Here is an 11,357-nt window from a genome sequence, read left to right on the forward strand (position 1 = left end):
TCCTCATCCCTTGACCCCTCCCGTTCCGAGTCCGGACTGCCAGTAGCGCTGCAGGAAAAGGAACGCGATCACCAGGGGCAGGATCGACACGAACGAACCGGTGATGACGGTCGAGAACACCGCCTGCGATCCACCGCCCGCCGACGCCGCCGCCTGCAGTTGCGCCAGTCCCACCGTGATCGGGTACAGCTCCGACGTGTTGAGCATGATCAGCGGCAGGAAGTAGTTGTTCCAGGTCCCCACGAGCGAGAACAGGAACACCGTCACCAGGCCTGGCCCCAGCAGTCGCAACCCGACCTGCCAGAAGATGCGGAACTCCCCCGCGCCGTCCACCCGAGCCGCCTCGATGAGACTGTCGGGGATCGAATCGGCGGCGTAGACGCGCATCAGGTACACCCCGAACGGGCTCACCAGCGACGGGATGATGATCGCCCACGGGGTATCCGTCAGGCCCGCCCGGGCGAACAGGAGGTAGGTCGGCAGGGCGAGTGCGGTCACCGGGATCATGACCGCGCCGAGCGTCACGGAGAACAGCGCCCGGCGGCCCGGGAACTCGTACTTCGCGAACGCGTAGCCGGCCATCGCCGACAACAGCGTGGCCCCGAGGGCCGAGACGACCGCGTAGACCACCGTGTTGAGCATCCACCGGGCGAACAGCCCGCCGCGCACCGTGAACAGCTCGACCAGATTGTCCCAGAGCGAGAACTCCGGGGCGAACCACAGGCCGAACGTCGCGAACAGCGCGGAGGTGTCCTTGGTGGATGCCACCATCAGCCACCACAGCGGCAGGATGAAGTACAACGCGCACAGCCACAGCAGTACGGTCAGCAGCCAGCTGCGCCGCTTCTCCGGCACATACCGGCGCAGCGCGCGTCGCCCGCCGCGAGCGGGTCGGCCGGTGACGACGGCCCTGGTGTCGAGCGTGGTCATCGCAGCCCCTTTCGATCGCGGCGCTCACGGCGCTGCTCGCCCAACTGCACGACGTAGGACACCACGGCGATCAGCAGCCCCAGCAGGAATGCGATCGCGGCGGCGTAGTTGAGCTCGCGGTTGATGAACGCGAGGTTGTAGGCGTAGTAGTTCGGCGTGAACGAGTTGGTGATGGCATCCGGAGCGATCGCATTGAGCAGGCTCGGCTCGTTGAACAGCTGGAACGAGCCGATGATCGAGAAGATCACCGTCAGCAGGATCGCCGGGCGGATCGAGGGGATCTTGATGCTCCACGCGATGCGGAACTGACCGGCACCCTCGATCTCGGCTGCTTCGTACAGCTCCATCGGAATCGCCCGGAGAGCGGCGTACATGATGATCATGTTGTAGCCGATGAACTCCCACGTGACGATGTTCATCATCGAGCCGAGGATGCTGCCCGGCGAGAGGAAATCCGGAGTCCCCCAGCCGATGCCCCGCGCGATCTGCGCGAGCGGACCGAAGTCGGGGCCGTAAAGGTAGCCCCACATGAGCGTCGCGATCACCGCCGGCACCGCGTACGGCATGAAGATCAGCAGCCGGATGGTGCGCGATCCCCGAGCCCGGCCGGTGTCCAGCGCGAGCGCGAGGAACAGTGCGAGCCCCAGCATGATCGGCACTTGGATGACCAGGAACAGCGCCACGCGACCGAGGCCGCCCCAGAAGTTGGGGTCGGCGAACGCGCGGGTGTAGTTGGCCAGGCCGGCGAACTGCTCGCCGCCGATGAGCCTGCTCTCGAAGAAGCTGAGGTACCCGGCGTAGACCAGCGGAGCCACGAGCATCGTGAGGAAGACGGCGAAGAACGGAAGGATGAACAGATACGCCGCGCGATGCTGGCGGCGGGTGGCGGCGTTGCGGCGCCGCGGCGGCATGGGTGCGGCGCGACGCGGCGGCGCGTCGGCGACGGTGGCGCTGTGGGAGTGCGACATTGCTGCTCCTTGATGTTGTGTGAGGGGGCGGGGGCCGGTCGCGATGGTGCGACCGGGCCCCGCCCGTGGCTCACTCGACGGTGAAGCCCTGGTCCTCGGCGTAGGAGACGAGCTGGTCCTGCCAGGCATCCAGCGCAGCGGCGATGTCACCCTTGGCGGCGATCTGGGTGCCCATGGTCTCCTCGTAACTGGAGTAGACGTAGTCCATGAACGGCAGCCACTGGAAGTCGGTGTCGACCGTCTCCGAGATCTCGGCGAACAGCTTGTTGACCTCCTGTCCGCCGTAGAACTCCGACTTCAGGTCGACGAACGCCGGATCCTCCAGCACGGACACCTGCGGCGGGAACAGGAACTGCTCCGTGGCCAGGCTCATCGCCGATTCCTGGTCGTGGTTGATGAACTCGGCCAGCACGTAGGCGGCGATGGGGTTCTCGCTCGTGGCGAGCACCGCGTCGGAGGACCCGCCCCAGTTGCCCGAGACGTTCTCTCCTTCTTCCCATTGCGGCAACGGCGCGGCGCGCCACAAACCCGACGTGCCCTCTGCGGTGCCCTGCAGGAACACCGGACCCCACGCGGCGGTGAGCCAGCCGGCGTACTTGCCGTTGGCCAGGCCCTGGTACCACTCGTCGTTGAAGTCGACGTCGGTGGAGATCAGGTCGGCTTGGATCAGTTGGGTCCAGTAGTCGGCCACCGCCTTCGCCTCGTCGCTGTTGACATCGATCGTGACGGTCTCGGCACCGTCGTAGCCGAAGGGTTTGACGCCCGCCTGCCAGAAGAAGCCGATCATCTGGCCGGCCTGTGTCGCACCGAGGTTGGAGATGTACGAGCCGGTGGCATCCTTCACCGCCTGCGCCGCCTGCGCGTACTCCTCCCACGTCGCGGGCGGCTCGGTGATCCCCGCCGTCGCGAGGATGTCCTCACGGTAGAGATTGCCCATCGGCCCGACGTCCTGCGGGATCGCCCACACCGCCTCGTCGGGTGAGACCTGGTTCCACGCCCACTCCACATAGTCGTCGGAGATGTCGTCCGCGCCGTATGGGGCAAGATCCAGCAGCGACTCGCTCAGCACGAAAGAGGGGATGTACTGGTACTCGACCTGCGCGACGTCGGGCGCACCTTCGCCTGCTTCGATGGCGCTGCGCAGCTTCTGGTAGTGCGGCAGCCCCTGCCCGACGTTCTCCACCGTGACGTCGATCTCTGGGTAGGTCTCCTCGAACATCGCCACCTGCTGGTCGATGTCGGGCACCCAGGTCCAGAAGGTCAGTTCGGTCGGCGTCTCCATCGCCGCATCGATGTCCTCCTGCGTGATGTCACCCTGCGCTTCCCCGCCGCCACCGGTTCCGCCCGTGCAGCCGGTAAGCACCAGCCCCAGCACGGCGGTTCCGCCGAGCAGCACCACTGCTGTACTCCGCGACTTCCTCATGGTGTTCCTCCTGTGATTGTCGGATCGTGTGATCCCTTGGTGCTCACCGCTCGAGGAAGGCCCTCGTCGACCAGGCCGGCAGTGAGACGTCGGTGCCGGCGGCGAGGGTGTCTCCGCTGACGGCGTCGGACACGGATGCCGCGAGCGTGACCGCCTGCGGCTCCCATCCCCAGTTGAAGATGAACCAGGCGCGGCCGCCGGCGTGCAGCGTGCCCGACGAGACCGTGACCGGCAGTGCGCGCTCGGGCGCTAAGGCCTCGGCCACCGGCCGGGCCACCGCCCAGCGGACGAGGTCGGCGGCGAGCCGAGGCGACGGCACGGTGCCGACAACCGTGATGCGCCCACCGCCGTGCCCGTTGGTCGTGATCGCGGCGAAATCACCGAAACGGGGGTGGTCGTACCGGGCGAGCACCTCTGCGTCGCCTGCGATCAGCCCGTCCGCCCAGCGCTGGGCCGTCCCGTCGGTCGTCTCGAACCCGCCGGCGCCGCGTACCGGGAGGTCGGATGCCAGGTTCGAGAACTCCTCGTAGCTGACCCCCGCGGCATCCGCCAGCCGGGCCGGCGCGACCTCCGTGCGTGCCCGCGCCTCCTGATCGCCGTAGCCGGTGCGGATCCCGACGATGAGGTGCCCGCCGGCGGCGGCGTATTCGCGCAGCAGGTCGAGGTCTTCATCCGATGCCGCATACAGCGCGGGCGCCGCCAACACCGGCCAGCGCGCGGCAAGCTCCGCCGCACCCAACGCGTGCGCCTGCGCGACGTGCAGCACGCGCGCCTGGGAACCGGCGTCGATGACCCCGCGGTGGAAGGCATCGAAGATGTGCTGGTACGACTGACGATCAGGCCCGCCATCGGCAGCGGCCAGCGGTGGGGCGAACTCGAAGGCGTACCGGCTGTCGTTCGACCACAGCAACGCGACGTCGGCATCCGGTACGAAGCCGTCCAGCGCGTCGCCGATCGCCCGCAGCGCGGCGCCGATCTCCGACACTTCGCGGTACACCCGACCGGGCCGCAGGCTGTGCGGCAGCACGCCGCCCCAGTAGGTCTCGGTGCCGTAGGGCAGGGTGTGCCAGTGCCAGTACTCGATCATCGCCGCGCCCCGGGAGATCAGCGAGAACGCCACTTGCACCAGCTGGCCCGGGTAGGGCGGGAGGTTGAAATCCGCACCGCCGATGGACTGCGCGTCGGTCTCGGTGACCAGGAACCGGTCCTGCTTCGAGGAGTACAGGCGGTCGGCCTGCCGGAACAGGGCAGCCACCCCCGTCGACGACCACGGAGTGGCCGGCGGCAGGTCGAGCGTCGCGTCGAGGTGATCCTGCATCGCGTAATAGGGGTTGCCCGCCGTGACATCCAGCGCCGAGACCACCTTCTCGTCGTCGACGGCGGGGCGCGCGTACGCGATGCAGGTCGTCACGAACTGCCCCGGGCGCGCATATTCGCGCACGATCCCCGCCTGCCATGCGATGAAGTCGGTCGTGAGCTCCGACTGGTAGCGCCGCCATGCGAGGTCGTACTGCGGCAGCGAGTTGCCGTCGGGCGTCCACAGCTCCGACCAATCAGCCAGCCGGTGCGACCAGTAGGTCAGGCCCCACTCGCGATTGAGGGTGTCGACATCGCCGTATACGGCCTGGAGCCAGCGCACGAAGCCCCGGAAGACGCCGCGGTTGTGGAACAGCAGCATGCCCGGCTCGTTGTCGACCTGGTACCCGATGACGGCCGGATGGTCGGCGTATCGCGCGACCACGGCGCGGATCACCCGCTCCGCGTGGAACCGGAAGGCGGGGTGCGAATAGTCGACCTCCTGACGAGACCCCCACGGCATCGGCTCACCGGTGCGGACCTCCGCGGCGATCTCGGGGTAGGCCGATTGCAGCCAGGGCGGCACCGCATACGTCGGCGTGCCGAGGATCACCGAAATTCCCCGCTCGTGGGCTCCGTCCAGAACCGGCTGCAGCCACTCGAGGTCGAACTCGCCATCCCGCGGTTCCCACGTCGACCACACCGACTCACCCACGCGGATCACCGAGAACCCGGCATCCTTCATCAGATCGAGATCGGTCGCCGTGCGCTCGCTCTGGTGGTACTCGGCGTAGTAAGCGGCTCCGAAGAGGATGCCACTGGACTCGGGCCGCGGGTGGGAGGTCATCTTCTCGGCTCCATCGTCGTATCCGGGGACGATGGACGTCGCATGTTTTCGACAACATCGTCGGCTCGCGTCCTACTATGTTGCCGACAACATCACCGCGTCAAGAGTAGGATCGCGGGGCTACCCGAGAGGACATCGGCCAATGACACCCGACATGGCGCCGCTGGGCGGGGCGCCGACCGAGTCGCGCCGTCCCTCCACGATCTACGACGTGGCCACGGCGGCCGGCGTCTCGCATCAGACCGTGAGCCGCTTGCTGAAGGGGTATGAGGGAATCCGCCCCGAGACCCGCGCGAAGGTCGTGCAGGCACTCGAGGAGCTGGACTACCGCCCGAATCTCACCGCGCGGAGCCTGAAGTCCGGCCGGTCGCACCGCATCGCCGCGTTCACCCACGAGGCGTCGGAGGTGGGCCCCAGCCGCATCGCAGAGGGGGCAAGCGCCGCGGCACGGGACGCCGGGTACGTGCTGGATCTGGTGTTCGTGGACATGCACAGCCCCGCCGCGATCGAGCAGTCGCTCGAACTGCTGACACGGCACGCCTTTGCGGGCGTGCTGGCCCTTGCCTCCAGTGACGCGATGCTCCGCGCGCTGGCCGAGGTGGATTTCGGGGTTCCCGTGCAGTTGGAGACCGAAGCGGCAACCCACTCGAGTTTCTCCGAGACGGCGACCACCGCGCTCGTCGAGCACCTCGCCTCGCTCGGGCATCGGCGACTGCTGCACATGGCGGGACCGATGACCTGGTCATCCGCGCGCGGGCGCCAGCACGCGTATGAGACGGCGACCGCTCACCTGGGGCTGGAGTCTGCCGGGGCGCTTCACGGCGACTGGTCCGCGGGCTCGGGGTATCGGGCGGTGGCGGAGCTGACCGAGCTCCCGGATGCCACGGCTTACGTGGTCGCAAACGACCAGATGGCCCTCGGCGTCATGCTGGCCCTCAAAGAGCGCGGTCTGCGCGTACCCGACGATGTGAGCGTCGTGGGCGTGGACGACATTCCGGAAGCCGCATATTTCGATCCGCCGCTGACGACAGTGCGCAACGACTTCGACGCCACCGGGCGCGCGGCGGTGCAGCGCCTCATCGCGCGCATCGAGGGCGCCGCGCCACCGCCGGCTCCACGGCGCGCGACGGAGGTCATCGTCCGTCGTTCGTCGGCGCCCGCACCGGCGCCGGACCCCGCGGGGCGAGTCCGCTAAACGCGTTCCACGGATCTGGCTGTAGCCGGCGGGGCGCCGATTTCTTGAATGCTGTGGTCACCGCAGGGGATCTTGGTTGCGCTGGCGTGCTGGATGCGGCTCACGAGGAACCACCGGATATCGCTGCGCAGTCGGCACCAGCCGACCACGTACCAGCGGCCGTTCATCGATGCGAACATCAGGGGTTCGACGTCGCGGCTCGTTTCGGTGCCGTCGCCCGACGTGTAACGGATGCGCACGACGCGTTGGTCGGCCATCGCCTCTTCAATCGCGGACCTGATCGCCCGGGTTGCAGGAGCTGGAGAGTCGATCCAGACGCGCCGGGCGAGCTCGTCGGCCTTCATTCGGGTTCGAGGGTCGAGGACGTCCAAGATCTTCCGAACGCCGACCGCAGCGAGATCCGCATAGGGGGCATCGCGGGCAGATGAGACCGCCGCGAGAAGCGCCACGGCCTGGGCGGGTGTCAGGCTGACCGGCGGCAGGTTCGTTGCAGCCGCCAGTCCGTAGCCGCCGCCGGGGCCGGGGCGGGACCAGATCGGCGCACCGCTGTTCTCGAGTGCGTCGAGGTCCCTCTTGATCGTGCGCACGGACACCTCGAACTCGGATGCCAGCCGTTGCGCGGTACATCCGCGAGAGCCGCTGCGCCGCAGCATCTCCGACATCGCGTGGAGCCGCTCCGCTCGCTTCATGTGCCCACCCCGGGACAAATCCTGCCAGAAATAGTGACAACCCGTTGTCCAGAGCGCTTGCGAAGATCGGGACATGGCGACGAACACGAACGAGGCGACCACCGTCCTGATCGCGGGCCACTGGCTCGGCGCTTGGGCCTGGGATGAAGTCCTCGAGCACCTCACGACGAGGGGCTGTCGAGCGCTCCCCGTGACCCTGCCGGGCCTCGACGAGGCGGACTCCGAACGAGCCTCCCGCACCCTCGATGACCAGGTGGCGGCGATCGAGCGGGTCATGGCCGCAGCTGCCGACGGCGAACCTGTGGTCGTCGTGGCGCACAGCGGCGCCAACGGCCCGGTGAGCCTGGTGCTCGACCGGCATCCCGAACTGGTGCGGCGCGTGGTCTGGGTCGACAGCGGCCCGGCGACGCCCGGCATGGCTTTCGCCCCGGATACCCCCGAAGACCTCGACGAGCTTCCGCTGCCGCCCTTCGAGACGCTCGGTGCGCAGGCGAGCCTTGAGGGCCTGAGCGCCGAGGCTCTCGCGCGTTTCCGGTCCCGCGCCGTCCCGCAGCCCGGCCCCGTGCTGCGCCAGCCGGTGGAGCTGACCGACGAGGCACGGCTGCAGGTCCCCGCCACCCTGGTGTGCTGCTCGATCCCCAGCGCGCAGGGGAGGGAGCTGGCCGATGCCGGCCACCCCATGTTCGCCGAGGTGGCCAAGCTCGAGAATGTCGAGTTCGTCGACCTGCCGACCGGCCACTGGCCCATGTGGAGCCGTCCGCGCGACCTCGCCGAGATCATCGCGGCGGCCGGAGCGTCCCCGGTCATCGCGTCCTAGCCGAGGTCGGACCACCACGCGACAAGCGCCTCCGCGGGCTCACACTCGTAGGTGCGCAGTGAGGCCGCCGACAGGAAACCCACATGCGGTGTGACGACAGCGCGGGGGTGTGTGCGAAGGGGGTGGTCGGATCGCGGCGGTTCCGCGTCGAGCACGTCGAGTCCGGCTCCCCGCAGCGTCCCGTCGTCGAGCGCAGCTGCCAGGGCGGCGAGGTCGACGAGCTCCCCGCGGGACACATTGATGAGCGAGGCTCCGGGACGCATCCGCCCGATCTCCGACGCGCCGATCAGGCCGCGGGTCTGCGGCAGCAGAGGCAGGTGGAGCGACAGCACGTCGCTCTGCGCCAGCAACTCGTAAAAGCCCACGGGCTCGACGCCGGGGGCGTTGGCCGACGGGTCGTACCCGATGACGCGGGCGAACAGCGGGCGCGCCAGCTCGGCGAACCGGGCGCCGATGCGTCCGAGCCCGCAGAGCCCCAGCGTGAGCTCGCTCAGACGGCGCGGCAGGCGGTCGAACGCATCCGTCCACTGACCCGCAGCGACCACACCCTGCGCGCGGTGCAGGTCTCGCTCGACAGCGAGCGTGAGGGCGAGGGCGTGCGTGGCGACTTCCTCCGTGGACGCCCCGGCGAGCGGTCGCACCGTCACGCCGTGCGCGGCGGCGGCCGTCGCATCCACCATGTCGCTGCCTGTGGACGCTGTGCCGATCCATCGCAGGTGCGGGAACGCCGCGAAGAAGTCGGGCCCCAGCTGGGCGTAGCCGGCGAGTGCCGCGACCGCACTGCGCGCGTGCTCCGGCACCTCGTGCGTGATGTCCCAGCGGAGCACCTCGACGTCGAACCCGGCGTCCGCAAGGATGCGGAGCGCCGGCTGCGGAGACAGATCGGTGACGTCGGTGATCAGGGCGACCGGGCGCGCCGTCATGAGCGCACCGCGTCGAGGACGCCGTCGGCGAGGCCAGCGACGACTCTCTCGAAGACGTCGAGTCCTGCCAGCATGTCCGCGTCGGTGGAGAACTCCTTCTCATTGTGCGAGATGCCGTCGACGCTGGGGATGAACACGAGGACCGTGGGCACGATGTCCTTGACGTTGGTCGCGTCGTGACCGGCGAGCGTCTTGACCCGCGTGTGGGTGAGCCCCAGGCCGGCGGCTGCCTCCTCCACGAGCCGCACTCCGGCTTCGACGAAGGGGCCGGAGCGCCACACCGAGCTGGAGAGGAACTCGACGCGCGTGCGGGTGCGTTCCTCGATGTCGGCGATCCGCTGCTGCAGCAGTGCGAACGCACGCTCGAGCTCGTCGGTGGTCTCGGCCCGGAGGTCGATGAGCATCCGCACTTCCCGCGCGATGGTCACGGGCGAGTTGGGCTCCAGGTACATCTCCGAGACCGTCGTGTGCAGAGTCTCCTCCGGGAAGGAGCGGATGAGGTCGTTCACCGCCGTGATCACGTGCGCGGCCCCGAGGAGGGCGTCGCGGCGGTCGGCCATCCGCATCGATCCGGTATGCCCCTGCTCGCCGTGGACGACGACCTCGTATTTGTTGGCGCACCACGTCTGCGCGACCGCGCCGATCGTCACGTCCGCTTCCTGCATTGTGGGGCCCTGCTCGATGTGGATCTCACCGTAGGCGGCGATCTCAGGCAGAGAGGATGCGCCGGCGGCGCCCAGCCGCTCCAGCGCCTCCCGCACCGTGGTCCCGGCGGGGTCTGTCGTGTCCAGGGCGACCTCCAGCGGGAGCTTGCCGGTTGCCACAGCCGAACCCATCATGCTCGGCTTGAACCGGCATCCCTCTTCGTTGAACCAGTCCACGACGGCGATGTTGTAGCGCGGGCGCGTCCCGGCCTCGCGGTGCGCGGCGAGAACGCGGACGGCTGCGTGTACGGCGGCGAGCACGCCGTACGCGCCGTCGTACCGGCCGGCGAGCGGCTGACTGTCCAGGTGCGAGCCGAACAGCACATACGGTGCGCCGGGGACGAGTTCGACCTGTCCGAAGAGGTTGCCGATGGCATCCTGGTGCACCACGAAGCCGTGTGCGCGGAGCAGTTCGGCGAACCAGGCGCGCACATCGCCGTCGGCGTCCGTTCCGGCCTGCCGGTCGACGCCGCCGCCCGCGGTCGCGCCGAAAGCCGACATCCGGACGAAGTCGGCGAGGAAGTCCTGCGCGTCGACGCCGCTCATGCCCAGTCCCGCTGCAGCTCCATGGTCGAGCAGTGCAGCCCGCCACCGTTCTTCAGGATCTCGCGGTACGGGACGGTCAGCACCTCGACGCCCTTCGCTGCGAGCCGCTCGGCCGTACGTGGCAGGTGATCGGGCATGACGACGCGGCGGCGGTCGAGCACCAGCAGGTTGCTGGCCCATTCCTCCGCGGGGTGGACCTCGACGAGTTCGATACCGAGAGCCTCCAGGGCTGCCATGTAGTCGTACGGCGCGAGGCGCGTGTTGACCAGGGCGAGATCGTCGTCCACCATCGACGAGCACATGTCGAGATGGATGAGGTATCCGGGCAGCGATACCCGGTGCAGCGTGATGCCGTGGATGTCGAGGAGGGCCGCGAGCTGGCGGTATCCCTCCGGTGTGGTCCGGACCGAGGTGCCGAGGAACGCCTGGTCGCGGCGGACCTTGACGAACGTACCGCCCTCCACGATGCCCTCCCCCGTGATGGTGCCGAGGATCGGCATTCCCGCCCCCGCGACGGCCTGCGTGATGGTCTGTTCCTCACCTCGGCGCATGCGCGCGGCGGTGCGGGCGATGATGGCCCCACCCGGGATGGTGACGAGTGGATCGCGCGTGTAGACCGCCTTGGGGAATGTCGGGAGATCGGGGGCGTACACGACCTCGATCCCGTTGTCGCGCAGGAGCTGGGCGAACCCGTCGTGCTCGGCGCGAACCCGGTCCATGTCCGGTGCCTCCCGGCCGGTCCAGTACCCGCGACCGTGCGGCTCGACGAGCGCGTCGACGGACGCGTCGTACATGTCGGCGGTGAGCTCGGCCAGGCATGCGGCGGGCCGGCGCATGAGGACAGCGCGAAGACGGCCGACCTCGTCGGCGGCTCCCCAGCGGCGCCCCCACGTGCTCTCCAGCTCCGCATGGTCGAGGAAGCCGGGGGCACCCTCGGGACCCATGAGGCGGTGGAACCGCCCGTCGGAAACCTCCATCGTCGAATCGAACTCGCTCATCTGCGTCCTTCTTCCACTGTC

General features: G+C 68.9%; 10 protein-coding genes. 2 read left to right on the plus strand and 8 right to left on the minus strand.

The genetic code is table 11. The annotated features are described in order from the left end of the window. Positions 1-3 precede the first annotated feature (3 nt). The 4 genes from NQ151_RS08450 to NQ151_RS08465 all read right to left on the minus strand — a co-directional run bounded on the left by NQ151_RS08450 (position 4) and on the right by NQ151_RS08465 (position 5,464). Positions 4-930 (minus strand): carbohydrate ABC transporter permease, encoded by a 927-nt coding sequence (locus NQ151_RS08450; RefSeq protein WP_257527725.1) that lies wholly within the window; start codon positions 928-930, stop codon positions 4-6. Then, on the minus strand, positions 927-1,898 hold the full coding sequence (locus NQ151_RS08455) for a carbohydrate ABC transporter permease (RefSeq protein ID WP_306817145.1): 972 nt from the start codon (positions 1,896-1,898) through the stop codon (positions 927-929). The genes NQ151_RS08450 and NQ151_RS08455 overlap by 4 nt, the downstream gene beginning before the upstream one ends. 70 nt (positions 1,899-1,968) lie before the next feature. After that, complete coding sequence (locus NQ151_RS08460; RefSeq protein ID WP_257527726.1) at positions 1,969-3,321, minus strand: extracellular solute-binding protein; 1,353 nt, start codon at positions 3,319-3,321, stop codon at positions 1,969-1,971. 43 nt (positions 3,322-3,364) lie between these two features. Then, positions 3,365-5,464 carry a beta-galactosidase gene (locus tag NQ151_RS08465; protein ID WP_257527727.1) on the minus strand — a complete coding sequence of 700 codons (2,100 nt, stop codon included), beginning with the start codon at positions 5,462-5,464 and terminating at the stop codon, positions 3,365-3,367. Positions 5,465-5,606: 142 nt separating this feature from the next. Here NQ151_RS08465 and NQ151_RS08470 point away from each other — a divergent pair, with 142 nt between their 5' ends. Beyond that, the gene (locus tag NQ151_RS08470) at positions 5,607-6,659 is read left to right on the plus strand and encodes a LacI family DNA-binding transcriptional regulator (protein WP_257527728.1); all 1,053 of its coding nucleotides are present in this window, start codon (positions 5,607-5,609) and stop codon (positions 6,657-6,659) included. Here the strand turns inward: NQ151_RS08470 and NQ151_RS08475 are convergent. Beyond that, entirely contained in the window at positions 6,656-7,348 is a 693-nt protein-coding gene (locus tag NQ151_RS08475) for a helix-turn-helix transcriptional regulator (RefSeq protein WP_257527729.1), read from the minus strand. The genes NQ151_RS08470 and NQ151_RS08475 overlap by 4 nt on opposite strands. A gap of 73 nt (positions 7,349-7,421) precedes the next feature. On the opposite strand from NQ151_RS08475, the gene NQ151_RS08480 reads away from it, so the two are divergent. Then, positions 7,422-8,165 carry an alpha/beta fold hydrolase gene (locus NQ151_RS08480; protein ID WP_257527730.1) on the plus strand — a complete coding sequence of 248 codons (744 nt, stop codon included), beginning with the start codon at positions 7,422-7,424 and terminating at the stop codon, positions 8,163-8,165. Here NQ151_RS08480 and NQ151_RS08485 read toward each other — a convergent pair. Genes NQ151_RS08485 through NQ151_RS08495 form a run of 3 tightly spaced genes read right to left on the minus strand, consistent with a single transcriptional unit; the run spans position 8,162 to position 11,336 of the window. Next, the gene (locus NQ151_RS08485; protein WP_257527731.1) at positions 8,162-9,088 is read right to left on the minus strand and encodes a C-terminal binding protein; all 927 of its coding nucleotides are present in this window, start codon (positions 9,086-9,088) and stop codon (positions 8,162-8,164) included. The two genes, NQ151_RS08480 and NQ151_RS08485, sit on opposite strands and share 4 nt — an antisense overlap. Then, positions 9,085-10,338, minus strand: coding sequence for a M20 family metallo-hydrolase (locus NQ151_RS08490; RefSeq protein WP_257527732.1), 1,254 nt, complete (start codon positions 10,336-10,338; stop codon positions 9,085-9,087). Before NQ151_RS08490 ends, NQ151_RS08485 begins: the two co-directional genes overlap by 4 nt. After that, on the minus strand, positions 10,335-11,336 hold the full coding sequence (locus NQ151_RS08495) for a dimethylarginine dimethylaminohydrolase family protein (protein WP_257527733.1): 1,002 nt from the start codon (positions 11,334-11,336) through the stop codon (positions 10,335-10,337). Before NQ151_RS08495 ends, NQ151_RS08490 begins: the two co-directional genes overlap by 4 nt. Positions 11,337-11,357: the final 21 nt, after the last annotated feature.

Source organism: Microbacterium sp. zg-YB36 (assembly GCF_024623575.2).
GTDB lineage: Bacteria > Actinomycetota > Actinomycetes > Actinomycetales > Microbacteriaceae > Microbacterium.

What these genes read in the sequence shown, in the direction of transcription:
- NQ151_RS08475 (WP_257527729.1), bottom strand. Translation starts at nt 7,348, where the DNA reads ATGAAGCGAGCGGAGCGGCTCCACGCGATGTCGGAGATGCTGCGGCGC.
- NQ151_RS08495 (WP_257527733.1), bottom strand. Translation starts at nt 11,336, where the DNA reads ATGAGCGAGTTCGATTCGACGATGGAGGTTTCCGACGGGCGGTTCCAC.
- NQ151_RS08470 (WP_257527728.1), top strand. Translation starts at nt 5,607, where the DNA reads ATGACACCCGACATGGCGCCGCTGGGCGGGGCGCCGACCGAGTCGCGC.
- NQ151_RS08480 (WP_257527730.1), top strand. Translation starts at nt 7,422, where the DNA reads ATGGCGACGAACACGAACGAGGCGACCACCGTCCTGATCGCGGGCCAC.
- NQ151_RS08490 (WP_257527732.1), bottom strand. Translation starts at nt 10,338, where the DNA reads ATGAGCGGCGTCGACGCGCAGGACTTCCTCGCCGACTTCGTCCGGATG.
- NQ151_RS08450 (WP_257527725.1), bottom strand. Translation starts at nt 930, where the DNA reads ATGACCACGCTCGACACCAGGGCCGTCGTCACCGGCCGACCCGCTCGC.
- NQ151_RS08455 (WP_306817145.1), bottom strand. Translation starts at nt 1,898, where the DNA reads ATGTCGCACTCCCACAGCGCCACCGTCGCCGACGCGCCGCCGCGTCGC.
- NQ151_RS08485 (WP_257527731.1), bottom strand. Translation starts at nt 9,088, where the DNA reads ATGACGGCGCGCCCGGTCGCCCTGATCACCGACGTCACCGATCTGTCT.
- NQ151_RS08465 (WP_257527727.1), bottom strand. Translation starts at nt 5,464, where the DNA reads ATGACCTCCCACCCGCGGCCCGAGTCCAGTGGCATCCTCTTCGGAGCC.
- NQ151_RS08460 (WP_257527726.1), bottom strand. Translation starts at nt 3,321, where the DNA reads ATGAGGAAGTCGCGGAGTACAGCAGTGGTGCTGCTCGGCGGAACCGCC.